This window comes from Pandoraea sp. LA3, assembly GCF_022696215.1.
GTDB lineage: Bacteria > Pseudomonadota > Gammaproteobacteria > Burkholderiales > Burkholderiaceae > Pandoraea > Pandoraea capi.
The window spans coordinates 98,282-113,007 of the sequence record NZ_PTPY01000041.1 but is presented as its reverse complement, the minus strand read 5'-3'; the positions used below and the strand labels follow the sequence as shown (position 1 = coordinate 113,007).

Annotated in this window: 15 protein-coding genes; 12 read left to right on the top strand and 3 right to left on the bottom strand. The window is 62.7% G+C overall.

Annotated features, from left to right (window positions below; genetic code table 11):
• Positions 1-8 precede the first annotated feature (8 nt).
• The 3 genes from C5N93_RS27015 to C5N93_RS27005 all read right to left on the bottom strand — a co-directional run bounded on the left by C5N93_RS27015 (position 9) and on the right by C5N93_RS27005 (position 3,768).
• Complete coding sequence (locus C5N93_RS27015; protein ID WP_347403329.1) at positions 9-1,298, bottom strand: amidase; 1,290 nt, start codon at positions 1,296-1,298, stop codon at positions 9-11.
• A 74-nt stretch (positions 1,299-1,372) separates the two neighbouring features.
• Positions 1,373-2,491 (bottom strand): iron-containing alcohol dehydrogenase, encoded by a 1,119-nt coding sequence (locus C5N93_RS27010; protein ID WP_242561687.1) that lies wholly within the window; start codon positions 2,489-2,491, stop codon positions 1,373-1,375.
• Positions 2,492-2,712: 221 nt separating this feature from the next.
• Positions 2,713-3,768, bottom strand: a complete 1,056-nt coding sequence (locus C5N93_RS27005; protein ID WP_242561686.1) for a LacI family DNA-binding transcriptional regulator — start codon at positions 3,766-3,768, stop codon at positions 2,713-2,715.
• Between the two features lie 195 nt (positions 3,769-3,963).
• On the opposite strand from C5N93_RS27005, the gene C5N93_RS27000 reads away from it, so the two are divergent.
• The 12 genes from C5N93_RS27000 (at position 3,964) to C5N93_RS26945 (ending at position 14,700) form a co-directional block, all read left to right on the top strand.
• Complete coding sequence (locus C5N93_RS27000; RefSeq protein WP_242561685.1) at positions 3,964-4,842, top strand: dioxygenase; 879 nt, start codon at positions 3,964-3,966, stop codon at positions 4,840-4,842.
• 18 nt (positions 4,843-4,860) lie between these two features.
• Positions 4,861-5,637, top strand: a complete 777-nt coding sequence (locus C5N93_RS26995) for an SDR family oxidoreductase (protein ID WP_242561684.1) — start codon at positions 4,861-4,863, stop codon at positions 5,635-5,637.
• Positions 5,638-5,657: 20 nt separating this feature from the next.
• Positions 5,658-6,545: a 3-keto-5-aminohexanoate cleavage protein gene (locus C5N93_RS26990; RefSeq protein ID WP_242561683.1), complete on the top strand. Its 888-nt coding sequence runs from the start codon at positions 5,658-5,660 to the stop codon at positions 6,543-6,545.
• Between the two features lie 42 nt (positions 6,546-6,587).
• Positions 6,588-7,589: a zinc-binding alcohol dehydrogenase family protein gene (locus C5N93_RS26985; protein WP_242561682.1), complete on the top strand. Its 1,002-nt coding sequence runs from the start codon at positions 6,588-6,590 to the stop codon at positions 7,587-7,589.
• 10 nt (positions 7,590-7,599) lie between these two features.
• Complete coding sequence (locus C5N93_RS26980; RefSeq protein WP_242561681.1) at positions 7,600-7,947, top strand: cupin domain-containing protein; 348 nt, start codon at positions 7,600-7,602, stop codon at positions 7,945-7,947.
• Complete coding sequence (locus C5N93_RS26975) at positions 7,940-8,470, top strand: gamma carbonic anhydrase family protein (protein ID WP_242561680.1); 531 nt, start codon at positions 7,940-7,942, stop codon at positions 8,468-8,470. The genes C5N93_RS26980 and C5N93_RS26975 overlap by 8 nt, the downstream gene beginning before the upstream one ends.
• 67 nt (positions 8,471-8,537) lie before the next feature.
• Positions 8,538-9,011 carry a RidA family protein gene (locus C5N93_RS26970; protein WP_242561679.1) on the top strand — a complete coding sequence of 158 codons (474 nt, stop codon included), beginning with the start codon at positions 8,538-8,540 and terminating at the stop codon, positions 9,009-9,011.
• Between the two features lie 39 nt (positions 9,012-9,050).
• Positions 9,051-9,371, top strand: a complete 321-nt coding sequence (locus C5N93_RS26965) for a DoxX family protein (protein ID WP_242561678.1) — start codon at positions 9,051-9,053, stop codon at positions 9,369-9,371.
• A gap of 122 nt (positions 9,372-9,493) precedes the next feature.
• Positions 9,494-10,888, top strand: coding sequence for an MFS transporter (locus tag C5N93_RS26960; RefSeq protein WP_242561677.1), 1,395 nt, complete (start codon positions 9,494-9,496; stop codon positions 10,886-10,888).
• A 136-nt stretch (positions 10,889-11,024) separates the two neighbouring features.
• Positions 11,025-11,960 (top strand): LysR family transcriptional regulator, encoded by a 936-nt coding sequence (locus tag C5N93_RS26955; protein WP_242561676.1) that lies wholly within the window; start codon positions 11,025-11,027, stop codon positions 11,958-11,960.
• A 195-nt stretch (positions 11,961-12,155) separates the two neighbouring features.
• On the top strand, positions 12,156-12,803 hold the full coding sequence (locus C5N93_RS26950; RefSeq protein WP_242561675.1) for a hydrolase: 648 nt from the start codon (positions 12,156-12,158) through the stop codon (positions 12,801-12,803).
• A gap of 385 nt (positions 12,804-13,188) precedes the next feature.
• Positions 13,189-14,700 carry a catalase gene (locus C5N93_RS26945; RefSeq protein ID WP_242561883.1) on the top strand — a complete coding sequence of 504 codons (1,512 nt, stop codon included), beginning with the start codon at positions 13,189-13,191 and terminating at the stop codon, positions 14,698-14,700.
• The last annotated feature ends 26 nt before the right edge of the window (positions 14,701-14,726 follow it).

The following is a 14,726-nucleotide window of genomic DNA, read 5'->3' as shown; positions in this document are numbered from 1 at the left end:
GTTTGACGCTATGCACCGATCACTGACGCCACCTGCTGTGCGATCTGTAACAGCCCGCCGTCGTCCCCCGGCTTACCGATGATTTGCATCGCCGCCGGAAGCGCGCCCGCCGTTGCCGGCAGCGGAATCGAGATCGCCGGGAAGCCGGCAAGATTGAACGGCGCCGTGTAGGTCATCAGCGCCTCGCGAAGCGTGCCCGACCAGGCGCCGATGCTGACCTCCTCGCTATGCCGTACTGGCGCGACGCATGGGCACGTCGGCAGCAACAGGTAATCGATGTCCGCCATCGCAGCATGCAACCGTGCGGCGAATTGACGTCGGCTTTGCTGAGCGTCGGCGTAAGCGGCAAGACGCATCGCGCGGGCGCGCGTCAGTCTGTCGACGGTCTGCGCGCCGTAGCTGGCGACAATGCGCGCCCAGTCGTTGCGACGGAAGTGCTCGATCCCGCCCTCGACCAGCACGATACAGGCGAAGGCGTCGCATGCGCCGTCGAACAGGCCGGACGTATCGATGGGTATGCACGGGAACGCGAGTTGAAGACGGGCCGTTGCGCTATCAAATGCCTCGCCCACGCCGGCGCTCAATGGCACCGGCGCGATCTCGCGGATCACGCCCAGCCGCAGGCTCGTGCGGACATCACTGTCGGGCGACGTGATGTCGAGCGCGGACGCAAGCAAGCGAACGTCGCTCACCTCCCTTCCCAGCCATCCGACGTGATCGCACGACGGCGCCAGCGCAAACACACCCCGCGTCGACAATCTGCCCCACGTGGGTTTGAAGCCCACGACACCGCACAGTGCGGCCGGAATGCGCACGGAACCGCCCGTGTCCGTTCCCACCCCGGCCATGACGGCACCATAGGCGATCGCTGCGGCCATGCCGCCACTGGACCCGCCGGGGATGCGAGAAGGGTCGAGCGGATTGAGCGTGTCGCCGAATGCCTCGCTCTCAGTCGTCACGCCCCAGGCGAATTCGTGCGTGGTGGTCTTGCCGATGATGACAGCCCCCTGAGCGCTCAACGCCCTCACGATATCGGCGTCGACCGTCGGCACGTTGCCACGGTAGGTCGCGGCGCCATAACAGGTCTCGACATCTTTCGTATCGATCAGGTCCTTGACGGCGATGGGAAGGCCTTCGAGAAGGCGTGCAGTACCGTTCGCGATCCGTCGATCGCTTTCCGATGCCGCAGCGAGCGCCCCGGCGTGGTCGAGTGCGGCGAATGCGTTCACGTCCCGCTTGCAGTGCTCCGCGGTCTCCAGCGCCTGTTCCGTCACCGCCACCGCGCTGATCGCGCGCATGGCCAGCATCGTCCGAAGTTCGGCTAATCCGGGGGCCCGATGTTGGTGGGTCCTGAGCGACGGCAGCACTGACATCACCACAGCCGCTCCAGAAGGGCGTCGAGTTTCTCTGCGGCGTTGTCACCGAGATCAGACACCTCCGAGGGGTAATTCTGCTTGAGCAGCGCCGCCACCTCGGGCAAATTCGCCCGGTCGAAATTCAGATCCCGAAGACGGTTGGGCAACGCCAGCGACGTGACAAGACCTGCGATTCGATCCGAGAGCTGAGCGGCGCCCGCCTCGCCACCGATACCGTTCGAGAAGATGCCGAGCTTGTCGCCGTACGAAGCGCCGGTAGCCCGAATCACCGGCGCGAGCGTGACGCAGGACGTGACACTGTGCGGCAGCCCGAACGTGCCGCCGAGAATGTGGCCGATGCGATGGCTGAGACCGTAGATGACCGAGGCCGGATAGAAATAGCACTGCCATGCGGCCAGTTGGAGATTGAGCAGATCGTCGGGCGATACATCACCGCTTGCGAGCAGAGATTGCGTTTCCCGTTGCTTCGGCCACGATTGCAAAACGCCGGCGAAGCGTTCTACGCCCTGTCTGGCCAGAATCGCGTGCGGATGGTCGACACCGACCCGGCGCATGCCCTCCACCGCATGATCGATGCCTTTGATCGCTGAGCTCAGCAACAGATGACGCGGTGTTCCGGCGATCAGCGAGGGATCGATCGCGACCAGTGCGGGAACCGTCTCTCTCACGGCATAGCTGCGCTTGAACTTCTGCGCCCCATCGGTCTCGGTCACGCCGAAGTAGTGAGAAAACTCGGCACCGGATAAGGTCGTGGGGAACGCGGCAATCGGCAGGTAGTTTCCCGTCAGTTCGAAATGCTGCCACGAGACGGCCTTTGCCGCGTCCAGCACGGATCCGCCCCCCACGGCGACGATCGATCTCGCGCCCTTGTCGACGCAGGCCTGAAGCGCCTCGCGCACAGCGAAGTCCGGCACATGCGGGGGCAAATTGACGTAGAGGCCGACTTCGTCGCGAATGCCGGGTTGCAGATGCTCGCGATGCCACGTCTCAAGGGACGAAATGGTAAATGTCATCGGCCGATGGATGCCGTAGTCCCCAAGCGATGCGGCTACGGCCTTCACGATGTCGTGCCCCCAGATCACCTCCATCTGCGGCAAGCATTTCAATTGATTCACTTCTGGCTCCATGTTCGTAGCGGGTGCGCTCAATGCCCCGATCTGACTGGAGAAGATAGGTGATCCCGCGCCCGGCGTAAGCATCCGAATGCGCAACTCAGCGTTCAGGAACGTGAACGCTGAAGGTCGGTCTTGTGTTCAATGGCGCCCGCCGGCGAGGAGACCTCGCCATTGCCTGCCCCCTTCGGCGCGACAACGGCGCGTCGATTCGCCTGAGGCAGTCAGGCAGCGGGCGGCGCCGTCGATTCGCGCACGACAAGCGTTGGCAACAGCATTCGGGTGATGGGCGTGGCGTCGGGAGAATCGATACGCTCGATAAACAGCGCCGCCGCCTGCTCGCTCATTTCCTCCAGCGCAATGCGCACGGTCGTGAGCGGCGGATTGATCAGGTCGACGAGCGGCATGTCGTTATGGCCGACGAGCGACACCTGCGCCGGCACGGCAAGCTTTCGCGCTCGCAGCACGTCGAGGGCGCCAAGCGCGAGCAAATCGTTGGCCGCGAAGATCGCCGTGAACGGCGCGCCGTCTGCCATCAATTGCTCGGTCGCCGCTCGCCCTGCTTCGCGTGTGAAAGCCAGAGACTCGACGACCGTCGACGTGGTCAGATTCAACTCGCGGGCCATTTGTTCGAATGCGACGCGGCGCGCACTGCCGGTCGACGAAGTGCCTGGTCCTGCAACATGTGCGATATGGCGATGCCCGAGCCCCGTGAGATGTTCGAGTACCTGCCGTACGCTCTCGCGATCATCGTTGACCACCGCGGCAAACTGGCGATCGCCCGAGCCACGGTTGACGAGCACCGTCGGCAAATTGCTGCGACGGGCGGCGTGCAGCAACGGATCATGATTTTCCGCCGCCAGAATCATCAACCCGCTTACCTGACGGCTCGCCAGCGCCAAGATCAGCGACTCACGCTCCTTTGGATCGCTCGGCGTCTGCACGATCAGCGACAGATGCCCGCGCGCGCGAAGCGAGCGCTCGATGCCCTGCACCATCGGCCCGAACACGGGGTTACCGAGGTCCGGCACGATGATCGCCGCAAGGTTCGACTGGCGCGTACGCAGCGACGCCGCCAGCGCATTCGGCCGATAGCCCATTTCCCGGGCAATACGCTCGATCTCCTCACGACGCCGCGCCGACACCTTGCCGGGAACGCCGCGCAGCGCCCGCGACACGGTCGCCACATTGACCCCCGCTGCCAGTGCAATGTCCGTGATCGTCGGCGAACCGTTCGATTCAGGTTTCGACGTCGAATTTTCAGGGCTAACGCGTTTCATAAAGGCCGAATTTGCAATGGTTTGCACATTCTGCCACATCTCGCACGAGAGTCACGCAACCAGGTAATTCAGAGCTCTGCCCAAAAAACCGTTTGACAGGTCACCCATCGATGTCTACGATTCAGAGCAAATGAAGGACAAACGTTTGCCTTAATTTTGCCCTTTAAAGGCACGACCCAACACGGAGACTTCACCTTGACCACGCCATCCGCATCGCCCCAGCCAGAGGCGTTGCTGGCTGCCGTACTGGCCGCCAACGAAACGACGACGAATCCGCGCCTGCGAACGATCCTGGCCGCGACCATCCGGCATCTGCACGCGCTCGCCCTCGAAGTCGAACTGACGCCTGACGAGCTGCAGACCGGCCTGGACTTCCTTGTCGCCATCGGCCAGGCGACCGGACCGCGCAAGCATGAAGGCATTCTTCTCGCCGACATCCTGGGCCTCGCGACGCTCGTGCAACTCAGCAATGCCCGCGATGCCGTCGCAGCAGGTGGCACGGAACCCGCACTGGTGGGGCCGTTCTGGCGCGCGCATCAACCGCTTCGCGCCAATGGCGCCAAGGTCTGCTCCGACGACACTCCCGGCGCGCCGTTGCAAGTGCGCGGTCGGGTGACGAGCCTTGACGGCACGCCGCTGGCAGGCGCGCGCGTGGAGACGTGGCAGGCGTCGCCCGATGGGCTTTACGAGAATCAGGACGATTCGCAACGCGACATGAATCTGCGCGCCCGCTTCGAGACCGACGCCGAGGGCCGTTTCTGGTTCGATAGCGTGCGTCCGGCCGGCTATCCGGTGCCGACCGATGGCCCCTGCGGCAAGTTGCTCGCCGCACAACGACGCAACGTCATGCGTCCGGCGCACTTGCATTTCATCGTGGCAGCCGAAGGACATAAGGTGCTCGCCACGCAGTTCTTCGACGCGGAAGACCCGCACGTGCATGAAGACGTCGTCTTCGGCGCCGTCGGCTCGCTGGTGCGCCATTTCGACTCAGATGGTCGCGGTGGCTATGTGCTGAACGTCGATCTTCGCGTGGAGCCCGGCGAAACCCATCTGCCCCACTGCCCGCTTCCTTGAGTTCTCATCGATATCGCTATGTCCCATCCACTTCTTTCCCCATTCCGGCCGCAGGATCGTCTCGACGACAAGATCGCGGTGATTACCGGCGGCAATGGCGCTATCGGAAGCGCCACGGCGCACCGCCTGGCCGCGCTTGGCGCACGCATCGTAGTGCTGCAACGCGATTGCCCGGAGACGACGAGCTCACTGCTGGCGTCGTTGCCTGGCAACGGCCATTTTGTCGTGCAGGCCTCCGTGACGTGCAGCGACGAACTCGCCGCAGCAGCGAAAACCGTGGAAGCCGCCGGCGGTGCGTCGATCCTCGTGAATGCTGCGGGCTTTACGAAACCGGTCCCGGCGTCCGATCTGAACGCGTTGTCGGACGATCTGATCGACGACATCTTTGCCGTGACGTGGCGCGGCTCCTTTGCATCAGTCCGCGCCTTTGCGCCGCAACTGGCCAGCCGCGGCGACGGGCTGGTGGTGAATGTATCGTCGATCGCCGCGTTCACCGGCATGGGCAGCAATCTGGCATATGCCGCAGCGAAAGCCGGCGTGGATGCCACTACGCGCGCACTCGCCCGAACGCTGGCGCCGTCGATTCGTGTGCTCGCCGTCTCGCCCGGCGTGGTGGACTCCGGCTTCGTGACAGGGCGCGACGCGGCGTTCAACGAGCGCGTCGGCGCCACGATCCCGTTGCAACGCGTGGGCACTGCTGACGATGTCGCTGCCGCTGTGGTGGCTTGTGCGACGTCATTGCGCTACGCCACCGGCAGCATCTTCGTCGTCGATGGCGGTCGCCATCTGAACTGAATTCACCGCACCACGACACCATGAAACCCACGATTCTGACCTGCGCCATCACGGGCAATCTGACCAAGCCCGAGCAAACCCCGCATCTGCCGATCAGTCCGACACAGATTGCCGAGGAAAGTCTTGCCGCCGCAGACGCGGGCGCCGCGAGCGTTCACCTGCACGTACGCGATCCGAAGACCGGCGCACCGTCGATGGACCTCGATCTGTACGCCAAGGCTGTCGAGATCATTCGCAGTCATCGCCCCGAACTCATCATCAACCTCACGACCGGCCCCGGCGGACGCTTCGTTCCGGGTGAAGACGACCCGCGTGTCGCCGGCCCGGGCACCACGCTGCTGCCGCCGCTCGCGCGCATCGAACACGTGGTGGCGCTGCGGCCGGACATCTGCTCGCTTGATCTGAACACCATGAATTCCGGCGATCAGGTGGTCATCAACACGCCGAAGAACGTCGCAAAGATGGCCGAGGCCATTCGCGCCGCCGGCGTCATGCCGGAACTCGAATGCTTCGACAGCGGCGACCTCGTATTAGCCCGCAAGTTGATCGACGACGGCGTACTCGATGGTCCCGGCCTGTTCAGCTTTGTGCTCGGTGTGAGCTATGCGTTGCCGTTCTCGCCGGCGTCGGTGGCATTCGCCAGATCGCTCCTGCCGGACGGCGCGCAATGGACCGCCTTTGCCATCGGACGTCACGCCTTTCCCGCCGTCGCGCAAAGCTGGCTGCTCGGCGGGCATGTGCGCGTCGGCCTGGAGGACACGATCTATCTGGAGCGCGGCGTGCTTGCACGAAGCAACGCCGAACTCGTGTCCAAGGCACGCCACCTGATCGAATCGCTGGGCGGGCGTCTCGCGACATCGAAAGAAGCGCGTGCCGAATGGAAACTGCCCGCGACGAATGCTCGCTGAGCCCCGGGAATTCCTCGTTACTTTTTACTCATCTCTATCATCATGACGACCCACACTCCCAATAGCGCCCGCAAGCTGGTCTTGCACGCCCAAGCCCGCGACGCCGAAGCGCTCGCGCCTGAAATCGTTGACGTCGGATTGCCCGTTGTTCCGCCTGACCATGCGCTGGTGGAAGTGCGCGCTGCGGCCGTCAATCCGAGCGATGTGAAGGCTGCCCTCGGCTACATGCCGAACGCCGTATGGCCGCGCACGCCAGGGCGGGATTTCTCCGGTGTCGTTATCGACGGCCCTGCCGTCTGGCTCGGCGCGGAAGTCTGGGGAACGGGCGGCGATCTCGGCGTGACGCGCGACGGCACGCACGCACGCCATCTGGTACTGCCGATTCAGGCGCTCAGCCGCAAGCCGGCCTCGGTATCGGTCTGCGCGGCTGCCACGGTCGGCGTGCCGTTCATCACCGCCAGCGAGGGTCTGCGTCGCGCGGGGCTGCGCGGCAAAGGCCAGAACGTGCTCGTATTCGGCGCGAACGGCAAAGTCGGACAGGCGGCCATTCAGATCGCCACACGCGCCGGCGCGCATGTGGTCGCCGTCGACCGCAATACGGATCGCTATCTGGGCCATGCAAGCGGCACGGTCCAGATGTTCCGCTCGGACGATCCCGATCTGGCGGCCAAGCTCAAGGAAGCGCTGGGAGGACGTGGGGCGGACATTGCTTACAACACTGTCGGCTCGCCGTACTTCTCGCTGGCGTTCGAGAGTCTCGCCATCGGGGGGACACAGATCCTGATATCGACCATCGAACGCAATGTGACGTTCGACATCCTCGTTCTCTACCGTCGCAACTTGCAGATCCTCGGCGTCGACAGCCTGAAGCTGACGGCCGTGGAATGCGCTGCCATCCTCAGCGAACTGAAACCGGGATTCGACGACGGCTCGCTGCGCGCCTTCGACGTGGACGACGCTTCGCTCCTCCCGCTCGAAGAAGCCGGCAACGCCTATCGCAAGGTGCTGGCCGGGTCGATGGATCGCGTCGTTCTGGCGCCGTGAGGCACACAGCATGCATCTCGTCCGATATCGCAATGCGCCCGGTTATGACGCCCCGGGTCACGCGAACATGGAAATGCGACGCTTGCAAGGTCGCGAGGCGGGTCCGTCCGACACGGCCTGGATCGGGACGTCGCTCATCGAACCGGGTGGAGGCACGACCGCCAGCGCGTCGGACGTCGAGAAGTTCTATGTCGTGATCGAGGGTGAACTGCTGATTCGCACAGGACTTGGCGACGACACGTCGACTGCCGTTCTCGGACCGTTGGACAGTTGCCGTATCGCCGCTGGCGAAGCGCGTGAATTGCGCAACGTATCCACACGTCCGTGCCGTGTTTTGCTGGTGATGCCCAATGCCTGACTTCGACACATTCCCACACATGGCGCACCAGCCGCGCGTCAGTGCAACGGCGTTCGTGGCGCCGGGTGCTGTCGTGGCGTACGACGTGGAAATCGCCGACAACGCATCGATCTGGTTCGGCGCCGTGCTACGCGCAGACGTGCAGGCGATTCGCGTAGGGCGCGGCAGCAACATTCAGGACCAGAGCGTGCTGCATGCGAGCACCGGAGGTGAACCTTGTATCGTGGGCGACGGTTGTACCGTCGGTCACGCCGCCGTGCTGCATTCGTGCACGCTGGAGGACTACGCGTTCGTCGGCTTCGGCGCGCGCGTGCTCGACGGCTGCCGCATCGCCACGGACGGTGTACTCGCGGCAGGCGCAGTCCTCACACCCGGCAAGCAGATCGGCTCGGGCGAGCTTTGGGCCGGCAATCCGGCACGCCTGCTTCGCACGCTCACACCGGCGGAGTCCGCAGCGTACCGAAAAATTGCCGATCGCTATGTCGCGCTCGCCGCCAGCTATCGCTCCCCCATCCGTACCTGATTCCGATGCATCGACATCATCCGACCATTTGACACACAGATTCCATCAGCTCAAGAGGAGACAAATCATGACGACACTGCGCACGGCCTACAGCACCTCGCCCACCAACGACCGCATCAAGGAGATTCAGACGAACCCGGCACGCGTGAAGGACATGCCTTACGCGCCGGCAATCCGACTCGAAGGCGTTGGCCCGGTGCTCTATATCTCGGGGGCGACGGCGTCTCCGCTGTATCACAAGCATCCGCACGAGGAGGATGAACATCACCATCACAACAGCATCCGCGAGCAGACCCGTCGCGCGATGGAAACCATCGGCGACATCCTGGCGCACGAGGGGCTGACCTGGACGGATGTCGTCAAGGTCACGAAGTACCTCACCGACATGCGCGATCAGGACGGTATGGTCGCCGTCATGAAGGAGTACTTCGGCGAATGGAAGCCCGCCAGCACCACGGTTTGCATCAACCAGTTGTCCACGCCGGGCGCGCGCGTCGAGCTGGAAATGCTGGCCGCTTATCCGGTGGCTTCCTCGCGCTAATTCGTCATTTTCATCACGTTCGCCACTTTCTACATTTCCATGGATAGCCTCGATCTCTTACGTCTCCTGCTGGCGCTCGCATTGCTTTGGGCTGCGGTGCTCAACGCCGTCGGTCCGCGATTCGTCCGGCAGGAGTATTCAGACTGGGGTTATCCGGACTGGCTGCGCCATGCGGTCGCGGTCGCAGAGGTGGTGGCGGCGGTGTTGCTGTTCAGCGCGAAGTCTTGGCTCGGCGCAGCACTTGCCCTTGCGGTACTCGCCGGCGTGTACATGTCGCTCATTCGCAGTCGCGCGTGGATGCGGCTTGAGTATCCGCTCGTGCTTGGCGCTATTGCTGCGTTTCTTTGCTTCGCACGATGACGGGCCTGGCTGCCAACGGAGTGATGTCGCGACAAACACAGCAGGCGCAGTAGGCGCGGCGCCACTTCACATTATTTGATGACTTTTCAGGCGTCGCAGAGCGCCGAATTCAGGAGACAACCATGTCCACCCAGACGGTCGATGTGCAGGCGTTCATCGACAAAAATCCCTTATCCAGAAGTCAGCGCTACCTGTTTGTGCTGTGCTTCCTCACGATGCTGATCGACGGTTTCGATACCGCGGTTATCGGCTACGCAGCCCCTTCGCTGATGCGCGAGTGGTCCCTCGACAAGCTGTCGCTAGGACCGCTGTTGAGCGCGGCCATGTTCGGCGTTGCGGCCGGATCGTTGCTAAGCGGCCCGATTGCCGATCGAATCGGACGAAAGACCGTGTTGCTGGTCGCTGTGTTCGGCATGGGCGCCCTCACGCTCATTACGGCCTGGACGACGAACATCGCCGAGATGACCGCGCTGCGCTGCCTGACCGGCCTCGCGCTCGGCACGGCGATGCCCAACGCCGTAACGCTGACCAACGAGTACTGCCCCGGTCCACGTCGCGCGTTGCTGACAAATGCCATGTTCTGCGGATTTTCCGTCGGTGCAGGGATTGGCGGGCTAGTCGCGGCATGGATGTTGCCGATCTGGGGTTGGCGGAGTTTGTTCGTCCTCGGGGGCGCTCTGCCGCTGGTGCTGACGGTGATGATGCTCAGGATTCCCGAATCCGTGCGGTTTCTCGTGTCGCGGGCGGGCGATGGCGACAATGCCACCGCGCATGAACGGATTGCTGTGGTGCTCAGGAAAATCGCGGCGCTTCCGGATGGCGCTCTGCGTTTCGCCTTGCACGAAGGGCCGAAGACGAACGTTGACGGCATTGCGCCCAAGCGTGGTCTGGCGCTCGTCTTCTCGAAGGCCTATTGGGGCGGGTCGCTGCTGCTCTGGATCACCTATTTCATGGGGCTGGTGATCTTCTACGCGATCGTGAACTGGATGCCGTTGCTGTTCAAGGACGCGGGCCTCACGCCGACGCAGGCTGTCGTGGTCGCCGCGCTCTTCCCTTTGGGCGGTCTGGGCGCAGTGGTAAGCGGATGGCTGATGGATCGCTTCAATCACGACCGGATCGTTGCGGTGGGCTTTCTTTGCACGGCAGTGTTCGTCTTCGCTATCGGACGCACGCACGGCCAGCTTGCCGCACTGGTTGTATGCGTCATGCTGGCGGGGTTGATGGCGAACACGTCACAAGCGTCGCTGCCGGGTTTGGCGGCGTGCTACTACCCCACGCTCGGACGCGCTACCGGCGTCGCGTGGATGATGGGCATCGGACGATTTGGCGGCATCGCCGGCTCGTTCCTCGTGGCAGAACTCGCACGTCGTCAGTTCACGTTCGAAGAGATGTTCATGGTGCTGGCTGTGCCGGGCGCCGTAGCCGCAGCGTCGCTTCTCGTCAAAAGCCTGATGTTCGCAGGCACCGGCGTGAGTCGTCGTGAATTGCGCGAAGATCCGGCGGCATCGATGCATTGAGCGCGTTGGTTGATTCGTTGGCATGCGGTGCTTCGCGGCATGCCAACGTTCGACGGTTTGGCGACATGCGTGAGCGGATCACGCTGTCGAAACGGCGGTAAGATGCGGCGATCCTGAATTGGCATCCGGTGGCAACATGAGCGATCTCCTCCAAAAACTCTCCTGGGATGATCTGCGCATCGTCGGGGCTATCGGTGAGAACGGCAGTCTGGTGGCTGCAGCGCAAGCGCTCGGCGTCAATCATTCGACGCTGACGCGACGGCTCGGCATCGTGGAAAAGGCACTCGGAACGCCGCTCTTCGACCGGCACCGCAGCGGGTATGTGCCTACGGTCGCGGGCGCCGACATTCTGGCGCTGGCGAGCCGCGTCGAACTCGACATCTCCGGGGTTACACGTCGGGTCTCGGGGCGTTCCCAGGGGCTCAAGGGCGATCTGCGCATCACGACTTCAGACGCCCTGCTGCTGGACTTCCTCACCCCCATCATTGGCGATTTTCAACGGCAGCATCCGGGAATCCGTGTCGAGGTCATCGTCAGCAACAAGCCGCTGAACCTCGCGCGCGGCGAATCGGATATCGCATTGCGAGCGACGATCGCACCGCCGGAAAACCTCGTGGGTCGCAAGCTGGCAACGGTGGCGTGGGCCATTTATGGACGCAGGATCGACTTCGTCGGTAGTACGCCAACGCGCGATGTACTCTTCCGTCTGCGTTGGGCAGGCTACGGCAAGGGAGTCTCCAGACTGATGGCGTATGCGTTCGTCAACGAGCACGTCTGTGCCGAGCGCATTGCGTATCGCAGTGATTCGGTGACGGTGGTGGCGTCGGCGGTAGCGGCAGGTATTGGCATCGGAATTCTGCCTTGCATGCATGCGGATCTGCTGCCGAGTCTTGTGCGAGTCAGTCCGGTCGTGACCGAGGTGTACGACGAGCTGTGGATTCTCACGCATCCGGACATTCGCAAGTCCGAGCGGGTGACGGCGTTCATGGCGCACTGCTCGCGCGTCATCGGTGAGCAGATCGACTTTCTGGAAGGACGAGAATCGAATGGACAGGGGTATGCGGGCGAGTAGCGGCCAGCGTCGATCACTGCCTGCCAACATCTGCATTTATGCAGACTCATCTCTGCAAACATGCCGATTTTCTCCGCTGCAATGGCCTCTATACTCGGAAACAGCAACGTCTCGGGATACATGCAAGGCGTTGCGACCCGCAAGGCGAGACGCTTTGCCGACATCAACGTCCGGAGTTTCGAGAGGTCCCTCGTTATGAGCATCCAAGCTGTCGCAAGACCTGCCAAATCGCTACTGAGCCCCAACGACCACGCTTTGCTCCTCATTGATCACCAATCGCAAATGGCCTTCAACACGAAGTCCATTGACGTCACCAATCTACGCGCGAATGTCGGCATTCTGGCCGACACGGCAAAAGGTTTCGGCGTCCAAACGATCATCTCGACAATCTCGAAAGACACCTTCGCGGGGCCGCTGTTTCCGGAAGTCACGGCAGCATTTCCGAACGCCGACATCGTTGACCGGACGACATCGAATGCCTGGGAGGATGAGAACTTCGTCGCACGGGTCAATCGCACGGGCAAAAGCCGCCTTGTGATCGCCGGACTGTGGACGTCGGTCTGCTGCAACGGTCCCGTACTCTGCGCGTTGGAGCAGGGTTTCGAAGTGTACGTGGTGGTCGATGCGAGCGGCGATTGCACGGAAGCGGCTCATCATGCGGCGGTACATCGTATGTTGCAGGCAGGGGCGCGCCCGATCACCTCACTGACATACTTGCTCGAACTCCAGCGCGATTGGGCTCGCACCGAGACATACGACCTCACGACCGGCATCGCCAAACATTATGGCGGCGCGTTCGGCATCGATATTCAATACGTCAAATCGATGTTCGAAGCGAAGTAAATCTTCTCAACGCGACAGTCAATCCGAAGAGGTATCGGCTCAGGCCGATACCTCTTCGCTTATCTACGCCGCATCAGCACTCCAGCAGGAACGGCCGGACGAGGAAACGTGCGCGTGCTTCAACGATCCTTGCTTTTCAAACATAGCAAAGACCTATGAGCGCCCGAGATTAATTCAATTATTGGGGTCATCGATCCTTGCTACAGTCAGACGCGCAGTCCTTGCGTCTCTCTACCCCCACAGGAGCCAGCCAATGAGCCAGTCCGACAGCAATATCGCAAAGTGCCCGTATCACAGCGCGCTTACGCCAGAACAAGGTGCGCAGCAGCAGCGTGACCTCAGTACCACGCCGACGCAAAAGCAGGGGGATGCTCCGGTCACCCCGATGACAACCGCCTTCGGCGCCCCGGTTGTGGACAATCAGAACAGCAGTACCGCCGGTCCGCGCGGTCCGCTGTTGATGGAGGATGTGTGGCTGCTGGAAAAGCTGGCCAACCTGAACCGTGAAGTCATCCCGGAGCGTCGCATGCACGCCAAGGGCTCCGGCGCGTTCGGTACCTTCACCGTGACCCACGACATCACACGCTACACTCGCGCCAAGCTGTTCGAAAAGGTCGGCAAGCAAACCGAGATGTTCGCTCGCTTCACCACTGTGGCGGGTGAGCGTGGCGCCGCCGATGCTGAGCGCGACATCCGTGGCTTCGCGCTGAAGTTCTACACCGAGGAAGGCAATTGGGACCTGGTCGGCAACAATACGCCGGTGTTCTTCCTGCGCGACCCGCGCAAGTTTCCCGACCTCAACAAGGCCGTCAAGCGCGACCCGCACACCAACCTGCGCAGTGCGCGCAACAATTGGGATTTCTGGACGCTGTTACCCGAAGCCCTGCTGCAAGTCACAGTGGTGATGAGCGACCGCGGCATTCCGCGCAGCTTCCGCCACATGAACGGCTTTGGCTCGCACACCTACAGCTTTACCAACGCGAACAGCGAGCGATTCTGGGTCAAGTTCCATTTCGTCACGCAGCAGGGTGTCGAGTCGCTGACCGATGCGCAAGCGCAGATCCTGGTCGGTCATGATCGGGAAAGCCACGGCCGCGACCTGTTCAACGCCATCGAGAACAGCGATTTCCCGAAGTGGAAGCTGTTCGTTCAGGTGATGCCGGAACTGGATGCGGAAACCTACCGCATCCACCCGTTTGACCTGACGAAAGTGTGGCCCAAGAGCGATTACCCTCTCATTGAAGTCGGTCAGTTCGAACTCAATCGCAACCCGGTCAACTGGTATCAGGACGTGGAGCAGTCCGCCTTCGCTCCCAGCAACCTGGTGCCGGGTATTGGACCGTCGCCGGACAAGATGTTGCAGGCTCGCCTGTTCGCCTATTCCGATGCACAGCGCTACCGACTGGGCGTCAACCACCATCAGATTCCGGTGAACGCTGCGCGCTGCCCGGTGCACAGCAACCATCGCGATGGCGCGATGCGCGTGGATGGCAATTACGATGGTCTGCCGCACTACGAACCGAACAGCTATGGCCAGTGGCAGGAGCAGCCTGGGTACCGCGAGCCGCCCATGAAGATCCGTGGCGATGCCGACTTCTGGAACTTCCGCGAAGACGACGCCGATTACTTTAGCCAGCCGGGTGCGCTGTTTCGCAGCTACGACAAGGCGCAGAAGGAGCGCCTGTTCGCGAACACGGCCCGCGCCCTCGGCGATGCACCGGACTTCATCAAGCAACGTCACATCGACAATTGCAGCAAGGCCGACCCGGCCTACGGCGCCGGCGTTGCGGCAGCGTTAAAGGCGCTGGCCGGCCAGGTGGCGAATCCGTTCCAGCCGGCGCAACCTGAACAGACATTCCCCTCTGCCACCCCGGGTGCGGAAGACATCGAGCTCTGATGCCCCGGTAGGGACCACGGTGCGGC

What these genes read in the sequence shown, in the direction of transcription:
- C5N93_RS27015 (WP_347403329.1), bottom strand. Translation starts at nt 1,298, where the DNA reads ATGCGCGCGATCAGCGCGGTGGCGGTGACGGAACAGGCGCTGGAGACC.
- C5N93_RS27005 (WP_242561686.1), bottom strand. Translation starts at nt 3,768, where the DNA reads ATGAAACGCGTTAGCCCTGAAAATTCGACGTCGAAACCTGAATCGAAC.
- C5N93_RS26995 (WP_242561684.1), top strand. Translation starts at nt 4,861, where the DNA reads ATGTCCCATCCACTTCTTTCCCCATTCCGGCCGCAGGATCGTCTCGAC.
- C5N93_RS26990 (WP_242561683.1), top strand. Translation starts at nt 5,658, where the DNA reads ATGAAACCCACGATTCTGACCTGCGCCATCACGGGCAATCTGACCAAG.
- C5N93_RS26985 (WP_242561682.1), top strand. Translation starts at nt 6,588, where the DNA reads ATGACGACCCACACTCCCAATAGCGCCCGCAAGCTGGTCTTGCACGCC.
- C5N93_RS26980 (WP_242561681.1), top strand. Translation starts at nt 7,600, where the DNA reads ATGCATCTCGTCCGATATCGCAATGCGCCCGGTTATGACGCCCCGGGT.
- C5N93_RS26975 (WP_242561680.1), top strand. Translation starts at nt 7,940, where the DNA reads ATGCCTGACTTCGACACATTCCCACACATGGCGCACCAGCCGCGCGTC.
- C5N93_RS26970 (WP_242561679.1), top strand. Translation starts at nt 8,538, where the DNA reads ATGACGACACTGCGCACGGCCTACAGCACCTCGCCCACCAACGACCGC.
- C5N93_RS26965 (WP_242561678.1), top strand. Translation starts at nt 9,051, where the DNA reads ATGGATAGCCTCGATCTCTTACGTCTCCTGCTGGCGCTCGCATTGCTT.
- C5N93_RS26960 (WP_242561677.1), top strand. Translation starts at nt 9,494, where the DNA reads ATGTCCACCCAGACGGTCGATGTGCAGGCGTTCATCGACAAAAATCCC.
- C5N93_RS26955 (WP_242561676.1), top strand. Translation starts at nt 11,025, where the DNA reads ATGAGCGATCTCCTCCAAAAACTCTCCTGGGATGATCTGCGCATCGTC.
- C5N93_RS26950 (WP_242561675.1), top strand. Translation starts at nt 12,156, where the DNA reads ATGAGCATCCAAGCTGTCGCAAGACCTGCCAAATCGCTACTGAGCCCC.
- C5N93_RS26945 (WP_242561883.1), top strand. Translation starts at nt 13,189, where the DNA reads ATGACAACCGCCTTCGGCGCCCCGGTTGTGGACAATCAGAACAGCAGT.